Here is a 22,906-nt window from a genome sequence, read left to right as displayed (position 1 = left end):
TAGTGCGAACCCATTCCAGATCCACGCCCGCGAACGGGCAGGAGCCAATCGATGATGTCCGCGCGTCCCGAATCACTCGAAGGCGGTTTCCGGCCGCTGCAGATCTACGAGCAGGTGGCGGAAAAGATCCGCGACGAGATCCGCGCGGGGCGCTACGCGGCCGAGTCGCGGCTGCCGTCCGAGCGCGAGCTGGCCGCGCTGTTCCAGGTCGGCCGGCCGGCCGTGCGCGAGGCGCTCGGCGCGCTGCAGAACGAAGGGCTCGTGTTCACGAAGCGCAACTCCGGCACCTACGTCGTCGCGTTGCCGCTCGACGTGCTCGCGCAGCGCGGCGACATGCACGCGGTGTCCGAGGCCGACTTCAGCCCGACGTCCACGCTCGACGTACGGCTGATCCTCGAGCCCGCGATCGCGCGCCTCGCGGCCGCCCATGGCCGCGCCGATCCGGGCGCCGAGCGCTACCTCGCGCAGATGGAAACCATCACCGACGTCGACGATCCGCACCAGCGCGCGCTCTGGAACGAGAGCGACCGGCTGTTCCACCGGCAGCTCGCGCTGATGACCGGCGACGCGCTGATCGTGAAGATCGCGGACGAAGTCGCGAAGACGATGGACCAGCCGCTGTGGAAGCGCCTGAAGGACGACGGCATCTACGATGCGGGCCGGATCCGGCTCTACGTGTCCGAACACCGGCTGATCTACGAGGCGATCGTGTCGGGCGATGCCGATGCGGCCGCGTTCTACGTCGAACAGCACATTCTCCGCGTGCGGCGCGACATCGCGCCGAAGTAGGACGAATCCACGAAAATTGGTTTTGGTCTTAAATATGACCAAAATGCCGAAATTTATTTTGAAATCGCTTGCGGCGTGACCACGCGTGTCCTACATTGGTTTCACTCAAAACCAATCAGGAGACATCATGCGACACCTCGTTACCGCGCTCTCGGTGGCCGTTGCCGCCGGCGCGCTGACTTCCGCGCACGCGCAGGAAGTCGTGATGATCGGCCATTCGGCGCCGCTGACGGGCCCGCAGGCCGCGAACGGCAAGGACAATGAAAACGGTGCGCGGCTCGCGGTCGACGAGCTCAACAAGGCCGGCATCAAGGTCGCCGGCAAGACCGTCACGTTCAAACTGGTTTCCGAAGACGACCAGGCCGACCCGAAGGCGGGCGTGCAGGTCGCGCAGAACCTCGTCGACAAGGGCGTCGTCGCGGTGCTCGGGCCGTACAACTCGGGGGTCGCGATTCCCGCGTCGCGCGTGTACTCGACTGCCGGCGTGCCGATGCTGCCGGTCGCGTCGAATCCGGCGCTGACCAAGCAGGGCTTCAAGAACATCTTCCGGATCGGCGCGAGCGACGAGCAGCTCGGCGGCACGATGGCCACATTCGCCGCGAAGACGCTGAACGCGAAAACCGCGGCCGTGATCGACGATCGCACCGCGTACGGGCAGGGCGTCGCCGAGCAGTTCATGAACGTCGCGAAGGCGAACGGGATCAAGATCGTCGACCAGGAATACACGAACTCGTCGGCCACCGATTTCCTCGGCATTCTCACCAAGATCAAGGCCAGCAACCCCGACGTGATCTTCCTCGGCGGCTATGCGGCGCAGGGCGCGCCGATGGCCAAGCAGATGAAGCAGCGCGGGCTGCGCGCGAAGCTGCTCGGCGGCGACGGCATCTGCTCGGCCGACATGGGCAAGGTCGCGGGCGACGCGGCGTCGATCGTCTACTGCGCGCAGGGCGGTGTCGCGCTCGAGAAGACGGCGGCCGGCCGCGAATTCCTGAAGAAGTACCACGACACCTATCACACCGATACGCAGGTGTACGGCGTCAACTACTACGACGGCATGAAGCTGCTCGCCGACGCGATGGTCAAGGCCGGCACGACCACCGACAAGGCGAAGCTGATCGCGCAGCTCGCGAAGTCGAACTATGCGGGCGTCGCGGGCACCTATTCGTTCGACGCGAACGGCGACCTGAAGGGTGCGCCGACCACCGTCTACGTGATCCGCAACGGCCTGCCGGAGCCGTACGCGAAGTAAGTGCCGCACGCCTGTCACCGGACGGCGGCCGGCCCGCCGTCCTTCGTTTCAACGCATCCGAGTCGTCATGAAAATTTCCCGATCCCTTTCCACCGTCGAAGTCCATACGGGCGGCGAAGCGTTCCGCATCGTCACGAGCGGGCTGCCGCGCCTGCCCGGCGACACGATCGTCCAGCGCCGCGCGTGGCTCAAGGAGAACGCCGACGAGATCCGCAAAGCGCTGATGTTCGAACCGCGCGGCCACGCCGACATGTACGGCGGCTATTTGACCGAGCCGGTCTCGCCGAACGCCGATTTCGGCGTGATCTTCGTGCACAACGAAGGCTACAGCGACCATTGCGGGCACGGCGTGATCGCACTGTCGACCGCGGCGGTCGAGCTCGGCTGGGTACAGCGCACGGTGCCGGAAACGCGGGTCGGCATCGACGCGCCGTGCGGCTTCATCGAGGCGTTCGTCAAATGGGACGGCGAGCATGCGGGGTCCGTGCGCGTCGTCAACGTGCCGTCGTTCATCTGGCGGCGCGACGTGTCGGTCGACACGCCGTCGTTCGGCACCGTGACCGGCGACATCGCGTATGGCGGCGCGTTCTATTTCTATGTCGACGGTGCGCCGTTCGACCTGCCGGTGCGCGAATCGGCCGTCGAGAAACTGATTCGTTTCGGCGCGGAAGTGAAGGCCGCCGCGAACGCGAAATATCCGGTCGTGCATCCGGAGATTCCGGAAATCAACCATATCTACGGCACGATCATCGCGAATGCGCCGCGCTATCCCGGCTCGACGCAGGCGAACTGCTGCGTGTTCGCGGATCGCGAGGTCGACCGCTCGCCGACGGGCTCCGGCACCGGCGGCCGTGTCGCGCAGCTCTACCAGCGCGGGCTGCTCGCGGCCGGCGACACGCTCGTCAACGAATCGATCGTCGGTACGGTCTTCAAGGGGCGCGTGCTGCGCGAAACGACGGTCGGCGACATGCCGGCCGTGATCCCGGAAGTGGAGGGCAGCGCGCATATCTGCGGGTTCGCGAACTGGATCGTCGACGAGCGCGATCCGCTCACTTACGGATTCCTCGTGCGCTGAGTCGCAGCGCCGAGCGGCCGCCCTCGGGCGGCTTCCCGGTTGCAGTACCAGGTTTGGCGCGTCGTTCCCGTTGAGGGACACGCGCCTTTTTTGCGTGCGCGTCGTCGCGAACCCGCGCGGATGGTGCCGGCGCAACGCCGCCGCTGGCCGGCGGGCCGCGCGAGTTTGGTACGATGCACCCTTTTCAGCCGAGCTCCACCCGCGTGAATCGCCGAAACGTGTCGTCAGTGCGTGCCTTCTGTGCCAGATGGGTCGCGCGCGCCCAGCCCGTCGCGGCTGCCGCCGTCGCGCGGGTCAAGCCTCTCGCCGCCACCGCGTGGCACCATGTCCGTCACCCGACGCGTCGCGGCGTGCTGCTCACGGCTGCCGCCGTGCCGGCGCTGTTCGCGCTGTACGTGGTCGTGCTGATCCCGTTCACGCCGGGCATCGGCGATATCCGCAAGGCGCGCGTCGACCAGCCCGCGCAGGTGCTGTCCGCCGACGGCAAGCTGCTGGCCGAATTCAAGCCGTCGAACCGCGAATGGGTGCCGCTCAAGCAGATCTCGCCGCACATGGTCGACGCACTGATCGCGACCGAGGATCACCGCTTCTACGAGCACCACGGCCTCGACTGGAAGCGCACGGCGTCGGCCGCGCTCCATACGTTCTCGGGCAGCCGCCAGGGCGGCTCGACGATCACGCAACAGCTCGCGCGCAACCTGTATCCGGACGAGATCGGCCGCGCGCCGACGCTCACGCGCAAGGTGAAGGAGGCGATCACCGCGCTGAAGATCGAGGCGGTCTACAGCAAGGACCAGATCCTCGAGACCTACCTGAACACGGTGCCGTTCCTGTACAACGCGTACGGCGTCGAGATGGCCGCGCGCACCTATTTCGACAAGTCGGCCGACGAGCTCGACGTGCTCGACAGCGCGACGCTCGTCGGGATGCTGAAGGGCAACAGCTACTACAACCCGGTGCTGAACCCCGAGCGCGCGCTGCAGCGGCGCAACACGGTGCTCGGCCAGATGGTGAAGTACGGCAAGCTGTCGCCCGCACAGTTCGCGCAGTTGCAGCGCCGGCCGCTGCGCGTCGATTTCGAGCGCCAGAAGGAGCCGCCGGGGCCGGCGCCGCATTTCGCGCAGCAGTTGCGCAAATGGCTGATCGCGTGGGCCGACCGCAACGACTACAACATCTACTCGGACGGGCTGATCGTACGCACGACGATCGACTCGCGGCTGCAGCAGATGGCGACGCAGGCGCTCACGCTGCAGGGCAATCAGCTGCAGGGCATCGCGAACAACGCGTGGAGCGGGCGTGACGGCTGCGGCACCGACAACGAGGTGTTCCGCACCTTCATGCGCGAATCGCCCGAGTACAAGGCCGCACAGGACGCCGGCAAGGACGACGCGGTCGCGATGAAGCAGCTCGCGGCCGACCGCGGCTTCATGCGCGCGCTGTGCAAGACGAAGACCGACGTGCAGGCCGGTTTCCTCGCGATCGATCCGCGCAACGGGCAGATCCGCGCGTGGGTCGGCAGCCGCGACTTCACCAACGAGCCGTTCGACCACGTCGCGCAGGCGCGGCGCCAGCCGGGCTCGACGTTCAAGCCGTTCGTCTATGGCGTCGCGTTCGCGAACGGGATGAAACCGGACGACACGTTCATCGACCAGCCGGTCGAGATCCCGTTGAAGGGCGGCGAGATCTGGCGGCCGAACGACGACGTGCCGCCGACCGGCAAGCCGATGACGCTGCGCGACGCCGTCGCGCTGTCGCGCAACCGGATCACCGCGCAGGTGATGGAGAAGGTCGGCCCGGCCGCCGTCGCACGGCTCGCGCGCGACATGGGCGTGCGCGAAAGCCCGCTCGAACGCGTGCCGTCGCTCGCGCTCGGCACGAGCCCCGTCACGCTGAAGGAGATGGTCGCGTCGTACGCGACGATCGCGAACGGCGGGCTGTACGTCGAGCCGCAGATGGTCACGCGCATCGAGAACCGGCAGGGCGAGGTGCTCGCCGAGTACGCACCGGCACCGCCCGAGCGTGCGCTCGACGCGGAAACCGACAAGACGCTGCTGAGCGTGATGCGCGATGTCGTGACGCGCGGCACGGGCGGCAGCATCCGCACGCGCTTCGGGATCCGCGGCGACGTGGCCGGCAAGACGGGCACGACGCAGGACAACGCGGACGGCTGGTTCATCCTGATGCAGCCGGGCCTCGTCGCCGGCGCGTGGGTCGGCTTCGACGACGGCCGCGTGACGCTGCGCAGCGATTACTGGGGGCAAGGCGCACACAGTGCGCTGCCGATCGTCGGCGATTTCTTCCAGCGCGCGCAGCGCGCCCGGATCGTCGACACGAAGGCGAAATTCGATACCGAGCTGTCACCCGGCTGGTTCGCGTCGCTGCGCGAGCGCGTGACCGACCTGTACGACGCGTGGTTCCCGCCCGAGCAGAAGAAGGCGCCCGCGCCGGTGAGGACGCAGCGTATCGAGCGGCCGGCCGAGGCTGACGCGGGCGCGGCGTCGGCGGCTTCCGCCGCATCGGCGCCCGACGCGGCTTCCGGCGGCATCGTCGAGGAATGGGTGCCGGCGTCCGAAGTGGCCGCATCGGCCGCGGCCTTGTCGGCTGGCGCATCGCAACAGCTACCGCAACCGCAACCGCAATTGCAGCCTGCGCCGCCGCCGATGGGGGCCAGTACCGCGGGCGGAAGCAGCGCCGGCATCGGCGGCACTGCCCCTCCGGCCGCACCGGCACAGCCGCCGGCGCCGGCCGCACCCGACACGACAGGCGCTTCACAGTAAGAAGCCGTTCAGGTTCCGCGCGATGCTGCCGTAATCAAGATGTCACGACAGCTCGCGCGGTCGCTCCGCGCCTTTCCGATGCGGTTTCCCTCCGACTACGTCGCGCTCGTGCGCGACGACCTTTCCGCCGGCGTTCCGCTCGGCTTCGATCTCTACGATGCCGACGGCGCCGCGTTGCTGCCGGCCGGCACGACACTGCGCGATGCCGCGCAGCATGCTTTCCTGTTCGACCATTTCCACCCGGTACGCCGGCGCGAAGAGACCGATGGCGATCCGCGCGAGCCTGGCGCGACGGCACCGGCCACGCGCATGGGCCTGTCGGCGGGCGCCGCGATCGGCTTCCGCCGCCGGGTCGGCACGACCCGCGCATTGCAGCGCTGCCGGCTGATCGGCGTCGCTGCGTCGGGTGCGCTGTTCGTCGAACCGCAGCCGGCGGCCGTGCTCGAATTCGCGCGCGGCGACGACGTCGAAGCGGTGGCGATCGGCCGCGCCGCGGTGTTCCGTTTCGGCGCGACGGTCGAGGCGGTGCAGGCATCGGGCGCCGCGCCGTTCATGATCCTGTCGCCGCCCGGCTTCGTCGACCGGTTGCGCACGCGCGCGGAGCCGCGCGTGCCGGTGCGGGTTGGGGCCTGCTGCAGCGGCGGAGCGGAAGGGGCGCAAGGCATCGGGATGGTGCACGACATCAGCCTGAGCGGGCTGTCGATTGCAGTCGACCGGCCGATCGCGGCAACCGGCGAGCCGTTGCGCGTGCTGCTGCCGTACGAGACGGGCGGCGCCATCGAGCAGCTGGCGCTCGACGGTACGGTGCGGGCCGTCCATGCCGACCCGGCGCTGCCTGGGCTGACGCTGCATCACATGGCATTCGGCGCAATCGCCGCCGATGACCGGGTTCGCCTCAAGGCACTGCTGTTCGACAGGCTGATGGCGCTGGCGGATACCGATTCTCTGCGCTGACGGGCGGCGGACACGTGCCGGTTAAAACGTATCTCCGTATTCGGTGCGAAAACACCGGCAATCATCTGATGAATTGACTTATTCCCGCGGGATTGTACGGTTTCCGTCAACAGTGAATTTGCGATTTAAGTATTTACCCTGATAGCCGAGACTCCTAGACTTCTACTCATGCGCAACGACCACGAGTCCGAAGCGCCTGACAAAACAATCCTGGAGGTAACGCATCATGAAATCGCTGATCAAGGCAGTTGCACTGGCCGCTCTGGTGGCCGCACCGGTCGTCTCGTTCGCTCAATCGAACCAGCAGCCGCTGACGCGCGCGCAAGTGCGCGCCGAACTGGTCCAGCTCGAAAAGGCCGGTTACAACCCGAACGACTGGATGAACTATCCGGAAAACATCCAGGCCGCCCAGGCCAAGATCGCCGCCGCGCAGAACACCGGCGCGCAAGCCGACGCAACGGGCTACGGCTCGAACCCGGTCGCGACGTCGCAATCGGGCCAGCGCGTGGTCGTGCCGGCTGCAGCCGATCGTTCGTCGGTGTACTTCGGCCACTAAGCAGATCGCTGCATCGCCGCCTTCGGCGTCGTAGCCGGAGGCCGTATCGAAAAAGCCCGCACGCTGTCGCGTGCGGGCTTTTTTGCGTCGCCTTCATTGAGTGGCCCAACGCACATCCCGATCCCGGGTTTCGACGTTTTAATACGGCCGGAAATTAATACCGAGCGACGGGGGGATCATGCGAGTGTCTGGGCTTGCCTGGAAACAGGCGTTCTTGTGGGTATGCGTGTCGTTTTTCGCGGCATGGTTGCCATCGAGCGCCGCAGCGGCAGTCACGGCCGCCTATTCGGACCTCGTGTCGGCAGACAGCGGGCAGTGCGTCGCGATCGCGGGCAACTCGGGCGCATCCGGCGCGGGTGTCGTGCAGGTCTCGTGTGCGGGACAAGGCAACACCACATGGTCGTTCGTGCCGGTTGGCGCGAACTATCACATCGTGTTGCAAGGCAGCGGCCTGTGCCTGAACGTGCCGGGCGACTCGCGCACGAGCGGCACGCCGCTTATCCAGTATCCGTGTCAGGGCGACAGCCTGACCAACGACCAATGGACCATCACGGCCGTCGGAGCCAGCTACCGGATCGTGTCGGTCTCGAGCGGCATGTGCGTGAACGTCAATGGCGGCTCGCGCGCATCGGGCGCGCAGTTGATCCAGTATCCGTGCCAGGGCGCCAGCGCGCTGAACGATCAGTTCAACCTGTATCTACCCGTCGCCGCATTCTCCAACATCGTGTCCGCGGGCAGCGGCCGTTGCCTGACGGCCAGCGGCAACTCGACCGGGGCGGGCGCGGCGATCGTGCAAGGCGCGTGCTCGACCCAGAGCAATGCGGGGTGGTCGTTGCTGCCGGCCGGCAGCGGCTACCACGTCGTGTCCCAGCGCACCGGGCAATGCCTGAACGTGGCGGGCGGCGTCGGCGGGAGCGGGACGCCGGTGATCCAGTATCCGTGCCAGGGCGACGCCCAGACGAACGACCAGTGGACCATCGTAGCCGCGTCGGGCTCGTACTACCGGCTCATGTCGGTGGCGAGCGGTATGTGCCTTAACGTGAGCGGCGGTGCGCTGTCGGACGGCGCCGCGCTGATCCAGTACCCGTGTCAGGGTGCCGGTGCGCTGAACGACCAGTTCACGCTTGGCTTGCCGCAAAGTTTCCCGGTCACGCTGCCGTCCGCGTGGAGCGCCGTCATTCCGTTGCCGGTCAATCCGATCGGGATTGCGAACGTGCCGAACGGCAAGCTCGTGATGTGGTCGGCGGACCAGACGTTCAGCTTCCAGAATGACGTCGGCAACAAGGCTACGCAGACGCAGACCGCGCTGTTCGATCCGGCGACGAACCGGGCGACGCAGTTCCTGGAGACATCCGCAGGCTCGGACATGTTCTGCCCGGGCACCGCGATGCTGTCCGACGGCAGGTTGCTCGTCAACGGCGGCGACAGCAGCCCGAAGACGACGCTGTACGACTGGAACAGCAACACGTGGAGTGCGTCGGCGACGATGAACATTCCGCGCGGCTATCAGGGCGACACGCTGCTGTCGAATGGCTCGGTGCTGACGCTCGGCGGCTCGTGGAGCGGTGGCCAGGGCGGCAAGAGCGCGGAGATCTGGAACGGCGGCAGCTGGACGGTGTTGCCCGGCGTACCGGAAACCAGCATCGTTGGCCCGGATCCGCAGGGCATCTACCGGGGCGACAACCACCTGTGGCTGTTTGCGCAGGGCAACGGCAGCGTGTTCCACGCCGGCCCGAGTGCGCAGATGAACTGGATCTCGACCACCGGCAGCGGCGCAATCCAGTCCGCCGGCACGCGCGGGACCGACCCGTACAGCATCAACGGCACCGCGTCGTTGTACGACATCGGCAAGATCCTGAAGGCTGGCGGCGCGAAGTCGTACCAGCAGAACGGCAGCGCGTCGACTTATGCGTCGAACGCAGTCTACGAGATCGACATCACGCGCGGGCCGAACCAGCCGGTGGCGGTGCAACGGCTGAACGGGATGACCTACCAGCGCGCGTTCGCGAACAGCGTGATCCTGCCCGACGGCAGCATCGTGATGATCGGCGGGCAGAGCTTGCCGATGCCCTTCACCGACACCACGGCGATCATGGTGCCGGAGATCTGGAGCCCGAAGACCCGGCGCTTCAACCTGCTGAAGCCGATGCAGACGCCGCGCACCTATCACAGCACCGCGATTCTGCTGCCGGACGGCCGTGTGTTCGCAGGCGGCGGAGGGCAGTGCGGCAGCGGCTGCGCGACCAATCACCTGAACGCCGAAATCCTCACGCCGCCCTACCTGCTCAATGCGGACGGCTCGCCGGCCGCGCGGCCCGCGATCGCGAGCGCGCCTGCGGCGGCGACTCGCGGCGCGTCGATCGATGTCGCGACGCGCGGCCCGGTCGCGTCGTTCGTGCTGATGCGCCTGTCGTCGGTGACGCATACGACGAACAACGATCAGCGCCGCATTCCGCTGTCGATTGCGGCAGTGACCGGAACGTCGTACCGGCTCGCGATCCCGTCGGACGCCGGCGTCGTGCTGCCCGGCTATTACATGCTGTTCGCACTCGATGCGAACGGCGTGCCGAGCGTATCGACGTCGCTGCAGATCTCGTGACGCCCCCGTCGCGATTCGGGTGGCGCATCGCGGCTTGCCTGGCGGCCGCCGGCATCGTCACGGCCATGTCCGGCGGGCGCGCTGCCGCGGCGGACGATGTCACACGCGGCCGCGCGCTTTTCGGCGGCGCGGCGCCGCTGCAAGGGCGGCTGTCGACGCATCCGGACGGCCTGCCGCCGCAGGTGGTGCGCTGCGCGAACTGTCATGCGGCGGGTGCAGGGCCGGCCGTGCCTAACTCGCTTGCGCCGCGTCTCACGCCCGACGGGCTGACCGCGCTGCGCGGCCGGCGGGGCGGCCCGCCGACGCGCTACGATCGCGACGCCTTCTGCGCGCTGCTGCGCACCGGGCTCGATCCGGCCTATGTCCTCATCAACGTCGCGATGCCGCGCTACACGCTCAACGAGCGCGACTGCACCGCGTTGTGGCGATATCTGAATGGAGGCGTGACGTGAGCACACTCGACGAGCGCGCCCGGCAACGGCGCACGTGGCTGGCCGCGACGCTCGCACTGGCGGCGCTGCGGCCCGGCTCGGCGTGCGCCGTGCCGATCGTCGGCTATCACGGCGGGCGTGTCACGCCGTCGGTACCGGTGCCGGACGTGCCGGTGCGCACCGCAGACGGCCGCACGACCCGCTTGCACGCTTTGCTGAACGGCCGGGTGACTGCATTGCAGCTGTTCTTCACCGGCTGCTCGTCGACCTGTCCGATCCAGGGCGCCGTGTTCCAGCGCGTGCAAGGGTTGCTCGGTTCGAGCAGGCAGGGCGACGTGCAACTGCTGTCGCTCAGCATCAGCCCGCTCGAGGACACGCCCGCGCGGATGCGTGCGTGGCTCGCGCGCTTCCACGCGCGGCCGGGCTGGATCGCGGCCGCACCGGAGTTGCGGGATGTCGACGCATTGCAGGCGCTGTTCGGCGGGGGGCTCACGGGACTGGACAATCACAGTACCCAGGTCCAGGTGATCGACCGGCGCGGCATGCTGATCTGGCGGACCTACGAATTGCCGTCGGCCGAATCGGTCGCGGACATCCTGCGGCGCGCATGAACGATGCGCCGGCTGACAATCCGCCGCGCGCGCTGGCATCGCGGACAGGGCGGCCGCAGTACGGCGGCCGATTCGCGTCACGGCGGCGTGACGCCCGCCCGGCGGGCCCGGCTCGCGAGCACGGCGGCGACGCCGCCGAGGATCGCGGCCGACGCGAGCGCGAGCCGCCAGGTCGGCTGTTCCGACAATAACAGCACGGCGCCGAACGCGGCGATCGGCGGCACCGACAGCTGGACCGCCGCGGCGCGCATCGCGGTCAGGTACCGCAAGGCGGCGTACCAGATCACGTAGCCGATCCCGGAAGTCAGTGCGCCGGACAGCACGGCGAGCAAGACGCCGGCCGGCGTCAGGTGAATGCGGGCGGCGAGCACGACGCTCAATGCGAGCGCCAGCGGCGCGGCCCGCGTGAAATTGCCGGCAGTCGCCGCGACAGGATCGGTTGTCCGACGGCCGCGTATCGAATAGATGCCCCACGCAATACCGGCGACCGTCATCAGCGCGGCGCCGCTCGGAGTCGGCGCGGCCAGCCCCGGCGAGACGAGATACAGCAGCCCGGCCAGCGCCGCGCCAAATCCGGCCCAGCCCAGGGGAGCGAACCGTTCGCCGGCACGCCATCCTGCCGCGAACATCGTCAGTTGCACCGCGCCGAACAGGATCAACGCGCCGGTGGCGGCGCTGACGGTCAGGTACGCGAACGAGAAGCACGCGACATACGCGAACAGCATCGTCGCCGCAGGCCAGTCCGCAGGCGGAGCGGGCCGCCGTGCACCCGCGCGCGCGACGATCGCGAGCATCAGCGCGCCCGACACGAGGCGCACGCTGCCGAAACTGGCCGCGTCGATGCGTCCGGCCTGCAGCGCGAGCCGGCACAGCAGCGAATTCGACGCGAAGGCGAGCATCGCGACCGACGTCAGCGCGACGACGCGTACGCCGGGCCGCATATGCAACGCGAATGCGAAGGCGGGCGGGCGCATCGGGGGCCTCACACGTGGCCGGCGACGATCAGCACCGCCGCACCGAACAGCGCGACGCCGAGCGGCGCGGTGAGTTGCCGCCCCCACACGGCGTTCTTCTCGATGGCCATCAGCGCGGCAAGCGCCAGCATCCAGCCGAGGCTGCCGGCGCCGACGACGAACATCAGCAGCATCAGCGCCCAGCAGCACCCGACGCAGAAGAGCCCGTGACTCGCACCCAGCGCAAACGCGTGCCGCAACGGCGTGCGGCCGCGCCATCGGCCGATCACGAAACCGAGCGGCGTGCGGCACCGGTCGAGACAGCGCGCCTTCAACCCGCTGAACTGAAACGCGCCGGCGAGTGCGAATACGGCCGCGCCGATCAGCCAGCCGCGCCACGCCAGCGCCGGCACGCGCGCGACGCCCGTCAGCAGCAGCGTGTGCAGGCCGTGGGCGACGAGGCCGAAGCCGCTCCATGCGGCCACGTAGCCGAGGCCGACGAGTGCGAGCAGCCACCCGCGGTCGGGGCGACCCGACACGACGCGCGCGAACGCGTCGAACAGCGACAGCGTCGTCGGCAGCATCATCGCGAGGATCATCAGCGTCCAGGCCGCCGCGTCGAACGCGGCCGGCAGCCACAGCGCACCGCCCGGCAGCGCGCGGCACAGCGTGCCGAACGGCACGGACGACGTGTCGTCGCCATGCGCGAGGTAACGCCCGTACGGGCTGCGCGTCCACGCCCACAGCGTGACCCACGCGAACCCGACGAGACTCGCGAGCACGACCGGAAACAGGCGCCGGTGCAGCCGCGCGGCCATGATCGTTTACGTGCGATCGCGATTCATGCGTCGAACAGGAACGTGCTCTGCAGCGCGTTGTGATTCTTCAGATCGACGTCGATGCCGATCGCCGCGTTCTTCGACCGGTAGACGGGCGCCTTGCCGACGAATACGGGGGCGCCGGGCACCGTCGAGAACACGGTGTCGGTCAGTGTGGTCTGCGCGCCGCTCGGGCCGAGATACGGTTCGAGTTCCGCGTGGTAGTCGGTGCCGATCGACAGCGTGCCGCGGGCGCCGACGACATCGAACGTGATGGGCGCGCGTTCGACCGACACGACCTTGCCGATCAGTTTCGCGAGCTCGGCGATCGGGCCGCCGGCCTGGCCTGTATAGACTTTCAGGAGCGCCTGTTCCTGCGCCTCGGAGGCGGAGTCGCTGACATAGATCGCGGCCGTCCAGTTGCCTTGCAGGATGTTGCCCGGCACGCGGCACACCGCGGCGATCGTGTTGCCGCCGACGTCGACGCCGTCGATGGTGCCCTTGTCGACATGCCACGCGACGATGGTGTCGCAGACGCCGAAATCCGGATCCTCGCCGATCCAGCACGGGCACAGTACGCGACAGTTGCAGACCTCGAGCAGACGGCCTTCCAGGTGATAGCTCATGATTTCCTCCAGGTGAGCGACGGCGCTTGCGCGTTGTGCTGGGCGGAGGAAACCGGCTGACGAAACGTCACGCCCGTTCGACGTCGCGAACGCGAAATGCGCTGAGGAATGCGATGGAAGCGAAGACGGGATGGGTGCGATAGCGCGGCCTGAAACGGCGTATCGATTTTCCAGTTTAGGCGTGCGGAACCGATATGCAAGGCGCTGGCTGACAACCGTTCGCGCGTGCGCTAGCATCGCGGACGGTGCTGCCGCGCACCGAGGCGCGGCAGCGCTGCCGGCCCGGCACCGGGTTCCATACTTCAACGAACAACAAGGAGCATCCATGCGTGTCTCGACCGGTCTGCTGTGCTTGCTGGCGCTCGCGGCGAACCTCGCCCATGCGCAGGCGAATTGTGCGGACGCGACGGATCAGGCGACGATGACGGCCTGCGCCGATCGTGCGTACAAGAAATCCGACGGGGAGTTGAACCGGACCTACCAGGCCGTCACCGCGCGCCTGCACGAGGCGCGGCCGCTCGCCGACAAGCTCGTGAATGCGCAGCGTGCGTGGATTGCGTACCGCGATGCCGAATGCAATTTCTCGAGCGCGAATGCCGAGGGCGGCAGTGCGTACCCGATGGTCGTATCGACCTGTCTCGACGATCTGACGAAAGCGCGCACCGAAACGCTGAAGGGCTATCTTTCGTGTGAGGAAGGCGACCTCGCGTGCCCGGTGCCCGCGAAGTAAAGAGCGTGCGCGGGCCCGGCCGGGCCCGCGATACGCCGGCTAGACGTCGTCCGTTTCGTCGAGCAGCTTGTGCCGCATCGCGTAGCGCACGAGTGCCGCTTCGTGCGGCATCTGCATCTTTTCCAGGATCCGTGTCTTGTAGGTGCTGACCGTCTTCGCGCTCACGCACAGCGCATTCGCGATCTCGGTCAGCGTCTGGCCGGCGGCGATCCGCCGGAACACGTCGAATTCGCGGTCGGACAGCCGCTGGTGCGGCAGCGTTTCGGCCGGCTCGTTCAGGCTCTGCGCGAACTGTTCGGCCATCGCGAGGCTCACGTAGACGCCGCCCGATGCGACCTTCGTGACCGCGCCGACCAGCTCGGCGCTCGCGCTTTCCTTCGTCAGATAGCCGGACGCGCCTGCGCGGAACGCACGCACCGCGTATTGCTGTTCCGCGTGCATCGTCAGCACGAGCACGCGCAGCGCCGGCTTTTCGTCCTTGATCTGCTTGATCAGTTCGACGCCGTTGCGGCCCGGCATCGACAGGTCGAGCACGAGCACCTGGGCGGGCGTCGAGCGCACGAGCGCGATCGTCGACGGGCCGTCGCAGGCTTCGCCGGCCACCTCGAATCCGGTGGCGTTCTGGAGGATGTGCCGCAGACCGTCGCGTACGAGCGTATGGTCGTCGGCGATGAGCACCTTGATCATGTGATGAGCGTTTCCTGTTGAACGGTGCTGAGCGGAAACGAGACGGTAATCGAAAAGCCGCGCGCGAGCGCGGTATCGATGGTCACGTTGCCGCCCAGCATGTGTGCGCGTTCGCGAATGCCGATCAGGCCGAACGATTTGTCCTCGTGGGCCGGACCGCCGGGCGCCGCGCCGCGGCCGTTGTCCGCGACGCGCAGCACGCAAAAACCTTCCTCGATGTCGAGCCGCAGCGCCACGCGCGTCGCATCCGCATGGCGCGCGACGTTCGTCAGCGCTTCCTGGACGATGCGGAACAGCGTGGTCGCCCCCGCACTGGTGAACGACAGGCCGTTGGTTTCGATGTGGCGTTCGACATCGATTCCGTAGCGGTTCGTGAAATCGTTCGCGAGCCATTCGATCGCGGGCACGAGGCCGAGATCGTCGAGCATCACCGGCCGCAGGTCGGCCGCGATGCGCCGCACCGATGCGACCGTCGCGTCGATCAGCCGCCGCATGCCCTGCAGGTGCGACTGCACGCCTGCGTCGGGCTGCGTGCGGCCGGGCGTGCGCAATTGCTGCTCGACGACCGACAGGTCCATCTTCAGTGCGGTGAGCTGCTGCCCGAGATCGTCGTGCAATTCGCGTGCGATGCGCGTCTTTTCCTCTTCGCGCACGTTCTGCAGGTTCGCCGACAGTTCGCGCAGCTCCTCGCGCGACTGCTTCAGCGCGTTCTCGGCACGCAGCCGCTCCGTGATGTCGCGCAGCATCACCGTATAGAGCTTGCCCGACGCGTCGCGGATCTGCGAGATCGATGCCTCGATCGGAAACTCCTCGCCGTTCGCGCGCAGCCCGAACAGCACGCGCTGGCGGCCCATCTGCCGCTCGGACACGCCCGTCACGCCGAACTGGTCGACGTGCTTCGCGTGCGCGGCGCGGAACCGCTCGGGGATGAAGCGCGACAGCGGCGCGCCGATCGCTTCCATCGCGGATACGCCGAACACCTGCTCGGCCATCGGATTGAAGATCACGACCGTCTGCTTCTCGTCGATCGTGATGATCGCTTCCATCGACGAACGGATGATGCCCATCATCCGCGCCTCGTTGAGGATGCCGCGGCTGCTGGCGCCGGCATCGACCGCGGCGCCGGCGCGGCCGCGCAGCAGGGCATGGACGAGGGCCGCGAACGCGAACGACGCGATCAGCCCGGCCGTGAGCACCGTGCCGGCCGCGCGCTGCGCGCCGGTCGAGCCCGGCCGGCCGTCGGCGGAATAGGCGAGCGTCAGCACGGTGCCGCCGAAATTCAGCTCGTCGGTGCGTCGCATCAGGTCGGGCGACGCAGAGGCTTCGTCGGTCGTCGTCTCGACGCTGGCAATCGCGCGCGGATCGCCGCCGGCGGTCATCCACAGGTCGATCCCGCGTTCCGCGTCGAGCGCGCGCTCGACCAGCCGCCGCGGACTCAGCGCCGCGAACAGCAGGCCATCGGCGCGGGCGTCGCGCGGGCCAGACGGTCGGGCGGCTGCCAGCGGCGAGGACGTCGCGGGCAGGAACAGCGTCAGCGTGCGGGCGTCGCGGGACGTATCGTCGTCGGCCGGGTGCACGCCGAGCGCGATGTCGCCGGTCTGCAGCGCGCGCGCGAGCGGCGCGGCATCGGACGCGCCGAAGCGCACGACCGGCGAATTCGACGCGGGGGCACTGAGCGTCGCGGCCGCGAGCGGGCCGGGCGGCAGCGGTCTGGCGCCGGCGAGGGCGCTGCGTGCGGCGGGCGTCAGCGGGGCATAGCCGATCTGCCGGACCGGCGAGCGGGCGCTGTCGAGATCGAGCGTTTCGGCATAGCGGCGCCATTGCTCGGGCGTCATGTCCGGGACGAGACCGAACGCGCCGCGCGCGCCTTCGAGCACGGCGACGCCGGTCTGCAACTCGTGGCGCAGCATCGCGGTCACGTGCGTCGTGCGGCGTTCGAAACGCGTATGAACGGCGGCTTGCCACTGCTCGCGCACCAGCAGCGCGACGCCGAGCGACAGCACCGCGCCGGCGCACAGCGCAACGACGCCGGCCGCGAGCGGCTGGCGTAACATGGTCTGAAGGTGCGTGGGCCCTCGGGCGTCACGCGTCGGGGTTCCACTGGCGGTCATTCGATGGCCATTCTGTAGTTCGGGCTGCCCGGGGCACTCGGGCAGCACGGCAAAACCGGGGAAAACTCGCACCGGCTGCGTGCAACGACTATTTTCAAGATGAAATTGTGCGCGTTTTACACGTTTTTTGTAATGGGGTCAGCTGAAATTGCGGCAAACGGCGCGTAGCAACGGGCGCGCGGGCCGCGCTTGACGCGCGTCAACGGGCGCGTCGGCACGTGGGGCAGACTGTTCGGCAGGCGAGCCGGCACCGGGCCGGCTCGCGGTGACGGGCCGCCGTTGCGCAGTGCGCGACGCGTGCCCGGTCGGAGGGACGGACCATGTACAAGCGGATTTTCGTCGGGCTCGACGGTAGCCCGAGCGCGCGTCTCGCGCTGAACGAGGCGATCCGGATCGCGGCGGCGTCCGGCGGTGAAGTGACCTGCGCGTATGTCGTCGAGCATCGGCCGCAACTCGTCGATGTCGACGCGGGTTTCGCGGCCGAGCGCGACGGCGATGCGGCCGCGACCGATGCCGCGACGCCGGTGCTCGACGACGCGAAAGCGGTACTCGCGCAGCAGCACGTGCAGGGCACCGTGCGCGCGCTCGACGCATACGGCGAGGACATCGCGACGGTACTGATGCGCACGGCGGCCGAAGCCGACGCCGACCTGATCGTGATGGGCACGAGCGGTCGGCACGGCCTGCGCAGGCTGTTGCTCGGCAGTGTCGCGGAATCGCTGCTGCGTGCGGCCGACCGGCCGGTGCTGCTGGTGCGGCACGGCGAACCGGGCGCGACGGCGGCGGCGTAGCGCCCGCGATGCGGCGCAACCGCATCCGCGGGCGCCGCGCTGCATCCGCCGGAAGTCTGCCGGATCACACGCGCGATGCGCTGATCGGCGCATCGCGCGCAAGCACGCCTGTCGCTGCAGTCGCAGCCAGCTGGAAAAGGGTGCCCCGAACGTACCTGCATGGTCGCGATTGCACGCACACGGTTGCATCCCGACACGCAGTTCTGGCAGCATCGACCGGTGTTCGCTTGTTCGCCGCGCGCATGGCCGCGGCGATCGACGCAGGGGCATCCGGCTGGAACCGGTCGCATGGGTGATGAACCCGGCCGGTCGCCGGATGCCGGTTTCCTACCTTACCGACGTCATCCGCCATGCCGATTTCCGCCACCGACCTGATTCGCCAGTTCGACCTGCAGCCGCATCCCGAAGGCGGCTATTTCCGCGAAACCTACCGTGCGACCGACTCGGTCGTGCGTCCGGCCGACGGTGCGCCCCGTGCCGCGTCGACCGCGATCTACTACCTGCTGTGCGACGGTGCCTATTCGTCGTGGCACCGGATCCGTTCCGACGAGGTCTGGCATTTCTATGCGGGCGACCCGATCGAAGTGTGGGTGCTCGACGCGCGCGACGGGCTGACGATCCACCGGCTCGGCAACCCGCTCACGCATCCGGGCACCGTGTTCCAGGCGGTCGTGCCGGCCGGCAGCTGGTTCGGCGCGCGCTGCGCGTCGCCGGAGCACGTCTCGCTCGTCGGCTGCACGGTTGCGCCGGGGTTCGAGTTCGCGGAATTCGAGCTCGCCGATGCCGCCGCGCTGGCCGCCGCGTTTCCCGCTTACGCGGAACACGTCGCCCGGCTCGCGCATCGCACGGACGTGTGACTGTCACGGTCGTGTCACCCTCGGCGCAATGCCCGTGCCGAGGGCCGGTGTTCCGCGCGACCGCGGCCAAACCCGTTTAGAATGCGCGTGATGCACCGGTCGATCGCGGCATACCGCGGCGGCCGATGCGCAGCCGTACCGACGGCCCCGTCGCTCGGCCCGCATGTCTTCCAGGAGCGCCGCCGTGTGGCACTTTCCGATTGCAATTCCATCGTCGCTCGGCCCGTGGGCCGTGTTCGCCAGCGTGTTGATCACGCAACTCGGCGTGCCGGTGCCGGCCGTGCCGATGCTGATTCTCGGCGGCACGATGGCGGCAATGGGGCAGGCGTCGTGGGTCAGCATGTTCGCGGCGGCGATCGGCGCGACGATGCTCGCCGATTCGCTGTGGTTCTTCATGGGCCGCACGCGCGGCCGGCGCCTGCTGAACGGGCTCGTGCGCTTCTCGCTGTCGCTCGACACGACGCTGCGCTTCGCCCGTAACGTATTCGAAAGGTACGGCGCGCCGCTGCTCGTGCTGTCGAAATTCCTGCCGGGCCTCGGGCTCGTGTCGGCGCCGCTGCTCGGCACGACCGCGATCGGCATCGGCGTGTTCCTGTTCTGGGATCTGGCCGGCGCGTCGCTGTGGGCCGCGTTCTGGCTGATCGGCGGTGCCGCGATTCACGACCAGATCGTCCAGTTCGTGCTGTGGGTACGCGCGAGCGGCGGCACGATCCTCGACGCGTTCCTCGCGATCTTCATCACGTTCCTGCTGTACCGCTGGGTACGCCGCGTGCAGTTCCGCCGCTATCTCGCGCAGGTGCGCATCTCGCCGCCGCAGCTCGTCGAGATGATGACGTCGGACGAACCGCCGCTGATCTTCGACGCGCGGCCGAAAGCGATCCGCGAGCGCGAGCCGTACCGGATTGCCGGCGCGGTGCCGGTCGATCTCGATTCGCCGGACCTGCTCGACCCGGAAATGCTGAAACGGCCGATTGTCGTCTACTGCGTGTGCCCTAACGAGGCCACGGCGAAGCGCCTGATCGCGAAGATGCAGCGCAAGAAGATGATCCACAACATCCGTGCGCTGAAGGGCGGTCTCGATGCGTGGGAAAAGCACGGCTTCCCGGTCGAGCCGCTGCCGGCCGATCTCGATGCATCTCGCTATTTCGTACGTCCTGAACACGGCGCAGTCGAAGGCGAATATACGGTGCGCGCGACGCTGTCGAAATAAATGCGCGCGGCGTCGCGCGCATTCGAATTGGGCCGCGAATTTCAAGCGCCGCGATTTTTACGAAAATCGGCTGGCGTGAATTGTCTGATCCTCCCTATAATCCCGCCTGCATAATGCGTGCGCTTGATTGCGCACCTTCGACGCGTGATCGTTCACGCCGAAAGCGATTGATCCCGTTGCCGCTCGCCACGCGCACAGCCGCGTCGCACGGGCCGCTCGGGCGTATTCCGTGAAAGGCCCGATCCGTTTTCCGGATTGTTCCGGAATGTGCGGATAATCCGCGGCGATTCCCATCGGATTGACGCAATATCCATGTCGTTTCCCATTCGGAAATCGACAGCGGGGATTATTTCGTTTTCGACAACCGAAATCGGCATGAACGGTCGCGCATTGACATCGACACAATGACGGCGGCCCGCGCGCGGCTGCCAGGAGACGGACTTGAAACAACCAGAAGACCAGTTGCACCGCGGGCTGGAGGAACGGCACATCAACCTGATGGCGCTTGGCGCGACGATCGGCGTCGGCCTGTTCCTCGGTTCTGCCACCGCGATCCGCACGGCCGGCCCGGCCATTCTGCTGACCTACCTGCTGGGCGGCATCGCGATCTTCCTGATCATGCGTGCGCTCGGCGAGATGGCGATCACCAATCCGGTCGCCGGCGCATTCAGCCGCTATGCGCGCGATTACCTCGGCCCGCTCGCCGGCTACCTGACCGGCTGGACCTACTGGTTCGTGTGGATCGTCACCTGCATGGCGGAAATCACGGCGGTCGGCGTCTACATGCACATGTGGATTCCCGGCGTACCGAACTGGATCTGGGCGCTCGCGGCGCTCACCGCGATGGGCTCGGTGAACTTCATCGCGGTCAAGCTGTACGGTGAATTCGAGTTCTGGTTCGCGCTGATCAAGATCGTCACGATCGTGCTGATGATCATCGGCGGCGGGCTGATGATCGCGTTCGGCATCGGCAACGGCGGTGTCGCGACCGGCATCTCGAATCTGTGGTCGCACGGCGGCTTCGCGCCGAACGGGATCAACGGCGTGATCGCCGCGCTGCCGATCGTGATGTTCGCGTATCTCGGCGTCGAGATGCTCGGCCTCACGGCCGGCGAAGCGCGCAACCCGGAAAAGTCGCTGACGAAGGCCGTGAACTCGGTGTTCTGGCGCGTGCTGATTTTCTACATCGGCGCGCTGTTCGTGATCATGTCGCTCTATCCGTGGGACCAGATCGGCACGCAGGGCAGCCCGTTCGTGATGACGTTCTCGCGGCTCGGCATTCCGGCCGCCGCCGGCATCATCAACTTCGTCGTGCTGACCGCGGCGCTGTCGTCGTGCAACAGCGGCCTGTTCAGCACCGCGCGGATGCTCTACAACCTCGCGCAGCAGGGCCAGGCGCCGGCCAAACTCGGTCGCGTGAACCGCAACGGCGTGCCCGTGTACGGCGTGATCGTGTCGGTCGCGCTGCTGCTGATCGGCGTGCTGCTCAACTATCTCGCGCCGCAGCACGTGTTCACGTGGCTCACGTCGGTGTCGACGTTCGGTGCGATCTGGACGTGGTGCGTGATCCTGATCGCGCAGATGCGCTTTCGCCGCACGCTGTCGGCCGACCAGGTCGCGCGCCTGCCGATCCGCGTGCCGTTCTATCCGCTCGGTTCGTTCGTCGCGCTCGGCTTTCTCGCGCTGGTCGTCGTGCTGATGGCGTTCACGCCCGATACGCGCGTCGCGCTGGTGATCGGGCCGGTGTGGATCGTGCTGCTCGGCATCGCGTACGCGTTGTTCTATGCGAACCGTCCGGCCGCATCGGTGTCGACGAAGTCGTAAGCGGGACGGGCAGGGGCCGTGCGGTCGTTGATCGCGATCATGCACGCGCGGGCCGGACGACCTATGCTGAACGAACGCATCGCTTGTCCGCGCTTCGCGTGGCACCCCGCCGATCCCTGCGACCGCGGTGGCTGTCTGGCCGCCGCGCGCCGCTTCCGCGCGAAGCTCCCGTCGTCGTCCGGCGACGACGCGTACGCACGGAGGCCTTCGCCATGCAGCCTGCCCAGTCCATCCCGACGCTCGCGCGGATCGCGCTGGCCGTCGATCCGACGCCCGAATCCCTGTCCGCCGCGCGCTACGTGCGCACGCTGCTGCGCCCCGGCATGCGATTGCGCATCGTCTGCGCGATCGACAACCCGCGTCTGGTCCTGCCCGACATTCCGCGTATCGATGCGCTGCTGACGTCCGCACGCGAGGACATGATGCGCGAAGCGCAGGCGACCTGCGAGCGTATCGCGGCGCTGTTCGGCGACAGCGGCATCGAGATCGAGCAGGCCATCGTCGATACGTCGGTCACGGGCGGCACGGTTGCCGACGCGCTGGTGAACGACACGTCGACGTGGCACGCGGACGTGCTGGCGGTCGGGGCGAATCCGCATCACGGGCTGCTGCGGCTCGTCGAAGGCGCGATGTCGGACACGCTGACGAAACGCGCGCGCTGCGCGCTGCTGATCGTGCCGGCCGTCTATGCACGGCCGTCGGACGGGACGCTGCAGCGGCTGATGTTCGCGGTCGACGGCAGCGAGCCGTCGCTGCACGCGGTGCGCGTCGGGCTCGGCTTCGCCGCGCCGACGACGCTGCTGTATGCGGCGTACGTGATCGATCGCGCGGTTCGTCTGACCGATGTCGTGCCGGTGCGCGCGCTCGAGGATGCGTACCGCGCGGAGGGCGAGGATGCGCTCGCGAAGGTCGGCCCGCTGTTCCATGCGACCGGGAATCCGACCAAGCGCGGCGTCGTCGAAACGCGTCCGACCAGCGACGACGTGGCCCATACGCTGATGCGCGATGCCATGCACTGGCGTGCGGAGCTGCTGGTGGTCGGCACGCATGGCCGGCGCGGCATCGCGGCCTGGCTGATCGGCAGCGTCGCGCGACGCGTGGCGCACCTCGCGCAGGTGCCCGTGCTGCTCGTGCGCGGCGCCGAGTGAATAACGCGTCGTGAATCGCGCGTGGTTGCGATCGAAGCGGGTTTCGATTGACCTGCATCAGAAACGCCATGCGCATCGCGTGAGACAGTGAGGGAACATCCGGCGACGCG

20 protein-coding genes are annotated in these 22,906 nt (G+C 68.1%); 15 read left to right on the top strand and 5 right to left on the bottom strand.

Going from position 1 to position 22,906, the window contains the following annotated elements:
• Window positions 1–51: 51 nt before the first annotated feature.
• From AC5LXK_RS24455 to AC5LXK_RS24415, 9 genes are all read left to right on the top strand, one after another.
• Window positions 52–789 carry a FadR/GntR family transcriptional regulator gene (locus tag AC5LXK_RS24455; RefSeq protein ID WP_493391267.1) on the top strand — a complete coding sequence of 246 codons (738 nt, stop codon included), beginning with the start codon at window positions 52–54 and terminating at the stop codon, window positions 787–789.
• A gap of 127 nt (window positions 790–916) precedes the next feature.
• Window positions 917–2,038 (top strand): branched-chain amino acid ABC transporter substrate-binding protein, encoded by a 1,122-nt coding sequence (locus tag AC5LXK_RS24450; protein ID WP_493391266.1) that lies wholly within the window; start codon window positions 917–919, stop codon window positions 2,036–2,038.
• Between the two features lie 67 nt (window positions 2,039–2,105).
• On the top strand, window positions 2,106–3,113 hold the full coding sequence (gene lhpH / locus AC5LXK_RS24445) for a trans-3-hydroxy-L-proline dehydratase (RefSeq protein WP_493391265.1): 1,008 nt from the start codon (window positions 2,106–2,108) through the stop codon (window positions 3,111–3,113).
• A 173-nt stretch (window positions 3,114–3,286) separates the two neighbouring features.
• Entirely contained in the window at window positions 3,287–5,890 is a 2,604-nt protein-coding gene (locus AC5LXK_RS24440; RefSeq protein WP_493391264.1) for a penicillin-binding protein 1A, read from the top strand.
• A gap of 78 nt (window positions 5,891–5,968) precedes the next feature.
• Complete coding sequence (locus tag AC5LXK_RS24435) at window positions 5,969–6,844, top strand: PilZ domain-containing protein (RefSeq protein ID WP_493391263.1); 876 nt, start codon at window positions 5,969–5,971, stop codon at window positions 6,842–6,844.
• A gap of 226 nt (window positions 6,845–7,070) precedes the next feature.
• Complete coding sequence (locus AC5LXK_RS24430; RefSeq protein WP_493391262.1) at window positions 7,071–7,400, top strand: DUF4148 domain-containing protein; 330 nt, start codon at window positions 7,071–7,073, stop codon at window positions 7,398–7,400.
• Between the two features lie 214 nt (window positions 7,401–7,614).
• Window positions 7,615–9,999, top strand: a complete 2,385-nt coding sequence (locus AC5LXK_RS24425) for an RICIN domain-containing protein (RefSeq protein WP_493394046.1) — start codon at window positions 7,615–7,617, stop codon at window positions 9,997–9,999.
• Between the two features lie 26 nt (window positions 10,000–10,025).
• Window positions 10,026–10,451: a hypothetical protein gene (locus AC5LXK_RS24420; RefSeq protein ID WP_493394045.1), complete on the top strand. Its 426-nt coding sequence runs from the start codon at window positions 10,026–10,028 to the stop codon at window positions 10,449–10,451.
• Window positions 10,448–11,041: an SCO family protein gene (locus AC5LXK_RS24415; RefSeq protein WP_493391261.1), complete on the top strand. Its 594-nt coding sequence runs from the start codon at window positions 10,448–10,450 to the stop codon at window positions 11,039–11,041. Before AC5LXK_RS24420 ends, AC5LXK_RS24415 begins: the two co-directional genes overlap by 4 nt.
• A 77-nt stretch (window positions 11,042–11,118) precedes the next feature.
• Here AC5LXK_RS24415 and AC5LXK_RS24410 read toward each other — a convergent pair whose 3' ends face one another.
• The 3 genes from AC5LXK_RS24410 to AC5LXK_RS24400 are packed head-to-tail and all read right to left on the bottom strand — an operon-like array spanning window position 11,119 to window position 13,438.
• On the bottom strand, window positions 11,119–12,015 hold the full coding sequence (locus tag AC5LXK_RS24410) for a DMT family transporter (RefSeq protein WP_493391260.1): 897 nt from the start codon (window positions 12,013–12,015) through the stop codon (window positions 11,119–11,121).
• Between the two features lie 8 nt (window positions 12,016–12,023).
• Window positions 12,024–12,812, bottom strand: a complete 789-nt coding sequence (locus AC5LXK_RS24405) for a DUF2182 domain-containing protein (protein WP_493391259.1) — start codon at window positions 12,810–12,812, stop codon at window positions 12,024–12,026.
• Window positions 12,813–12,835: 23 nt separating this feature from the next.
• Window positions 12,836–13,438, bottom strand: a complete 603-nt coding sequence (locus AC5LXK_RS24400; RefSeq protein ID WP_493391258.1) for a DUF1326 domain-containing protein — start codon at window positions 13,436–13,438, stop codon at window positions 12,836–12,838.
• A gap of 325 nt (window positions 13,439–13,763) precedes the next feature.
• Here AC5LXK_RS24400 and AC5LXK_RS24395 point away from each other — a divergent pair, with 325 nt between their 5' ends.
• Window positions 13,764–14,168 carry a lysozyme inhibitor LprI family protein gene (locus tag AC5LXK_RS24395; protein WP_493391257.1) on the top strand — a complete coding sequence of 135 codons (405 nt, stop codon included), beginning with the start codon at window positions 13,764–13,766 and terminating at the stop codon, window positions 14,166–14,168.
• A gap of 39 nt (window positions 14,169–14,207) precedes the next feature.
• Here AC5LXK_RS24395 and AC5LXK_RS24390 read toward each other — a convergent pair whose 3' ends face one another.
• Together AC5LXK_RS24390 and AC5LXK_RS24385 are read right to left on the bottom strand one after the other, a co-directional pair.
• Complete coding sequence (locus AC5LXK_RS24390; protein WP_176045354.1) at window positions 14,208–14,855, bottom strand: response regulator; 648 nt, start codon at window positions 14,853–14,855, stop codon at window positions 14,208–14,210.
• Window positions 14,852–16,966: a PAS domain S-box protein gene (locus AC5LXK_RS24385; protein ID WP_493391256.1), complete on the bottom strand. Its 2,115-nt coding sequence runs from the start codon at window positions 16,964–16,966 to the stop codon at window positions 14,852–14,854. Before AC5LXK_RS24385 ends, AC5LXK_RS24390 begins: the two co-directional genes overlap by 4 nt.
• A 320-nt stretch (window positions 16,967–17,286) precedes the next feature.
• Here AC5LXK_RS24385 and AC5LXK_RS24380 point away from each other — a divergent pair, with 320 nt between their 5' ends.
• From AC5LXK_RS24380 to AC5LXK_RS24360, 5 genes are all read left to right on the top strand, one after another.
• The gene (locus tag AC5LXK_RS24380; protein WP_174992206.1) at window positions 17,287–17,757 is read left to right on the top strand and encodes a universal stress protein; all 471 of its coding nucleotides are present in this window, start codon (window positions 17,287–17,289) and stop codon (window positions 17,755–17,757) included.
• A 350-nt stretch (window positions 17,758–18,107) separates the two neighbouring features.
• On the top strand, window positions 18,108–18,614 hold the full coding sequence (locus AC5LXK_RS24375; protein ID WP_493391255.1) for a cupin domain-containing protein: 507 nt from the start codon (window positions 18,108–18,110) through the stop codon (window positions 18,612–18,614).
• 184 nt (window positions 18,615–18,798) lie between these two features.
• Window positions 18,799–19,824 (top strand): DedA family protein/thiosulfate sulfurtransferase GlpE, encoded by a 1,026-nt coding sequence (locus AC5LXK_RS24370; protein ID WP_493391254.1) that lies wholly within the window; start codon window positions 18,799–18,801, stop codon window positions 19,822–19,824.
• Window positions 19,825–20,265: 441 nt separating this feature from the next.
• Window positions 20,266–21,648, top strand: coding sequence for an amino acid permease (locus AC5LXK_RS24365; RefSeq protein ID WP_493391253.1), 1,383 nt, complete (start codon window positions 20,266–20,268; stop codon window positions 21,646–21,648).
• 212 nt (window positions 21,649–21,860) lie between these two features.
• A complete protein-coding gene (locus AC5LXK_RS24360) occupies window positions 21,861–22,796 on the top strand; it encodes a universal stress protein (protein ID WP_493391252.1) in 936 nt (311 codons plus the stop codon).
• The last annotated feature ends 110 nt before the right edge of the window (window positions 22,797–22,906 follow it).

It is taken from the genome of Burkholderia pulmonis, assembly GCF_984667975.1.
This window is presented reverse-complemented; position numbering and strand designations above follow the sequence as displayed.

Excerpts from the sequence above, each read along its gene's own strand:
- AC5LXK_RS24455 (WP_493391267.1), top strand. The coding sequence starts at position 52 with ATGATGTCCGCGCGTCCCGAATCACTCGAAGGCGGTTTCCGGCCGCTG.
- AC5LXK_RS24450 (WP_493391266.1), top strand. The coding sequence starts at position 917 with ATGCGACACCTCGTTACCGCGCTCTCGGTGGCCGTTGCCGCCGGCGCG.
- lhpH (WP_493391265.1), top strand. The coding sequence starts at position 2,106 with ATGAAAATTTCCCGATCCCTTTCCACCGTCGAAGTCCATACGGGCGGC.
- AC5LXK_RS24440 (WP_493391264.1), top strand. The coding sequence starts at position 3,287 with ATGCACCCTTTTCAGCCGAGCTCCACCCGCGTGAATCGCCGAAACGTG.
- AC5LXK_RS24435 (WP_493391263.1), top strand. The coding sequence starts at position 5,969 with ATGCGGTTTCCCTCCGACTACGTCGCGCTCGTGCGCGACGACCTTTCC.
- AC5LXK_RS24430 (WP_493391262.1), top strand. The coding sequence starts at position 7,071 with ATGAAATCGCTGATCAAGGCAGTTGCACTGGCCGCTCTGGTGGCCGCA.
- AC5LXK_RS24410 (WP_493391260.1), bottom strand. The coding sequence starts at position 12,015 with ATGCGCCCGCCCGCCTTCGCATTCGCGTTGCATATGCGGCCCGGCGTA.
- AC5LXK_RS24405 (WP_493391259.1), bottom strand. The coding sequence starts at position 12,812 with ATGGCCGCGCGGCTGCACCGGCGCCTGTTTCCGGTCGTGCTCGCGAGT.
- AC5LXK_RS24400 (WP_493391258.1), bottom strand. The coding sequence starts at position 13,438 with ATGAGCTATCACCTGGAAGGCCGTCTGCTCGAGGTCTGCAACTGTCGC.
- AC5LXK_RS24395 (WP_493391257.1), top strand. The coding sequence starts at position 13,764 with ATGCGTGTCTCGACCGGTCTGCTGTGCTTGCTGGCGCTCGCGGCGAAC.
- AC5LXK_RS24390 (WP_176045354.1), bottom strand. The coding sequence starts at position 14,855 with ATGATCAAGGTGCTCATCGCCGACGACCATACGCTCGTACGCGACGGT.
- AC5LXK_RS24385 (WP_493391256.1), bottom strand. The coding sequence starts at position 16,966 with ATGACCGCCAGTGGAACCCCGACGCGTGACGCCCGAGGGCCCACGCAC.
- AC5LXK_RS24380 (WP_174992206.1), top strand. The coding sequence starts at position 17,287 with ATGTACAAGCGGATTTTCGTCGGGCTCGACGGTAGCCCGAGCGCGCGT.
- AC5LXK_RS24375 (WP_493391255.1), top strand. The coding sequence starts at position 18,108 with ATGCCGATTTCCGCCACCGACCTGATTCGCCAGTTCGACCTGCAGCCG.
- AC5LXK_RS24360 (WP_493391252.1), top strand. The coding sequence starts at position 21,861 with ATGCAGCCTGCCCAGTCCATCCCGACGCTCGCGCGGATCGCGCTGGCC.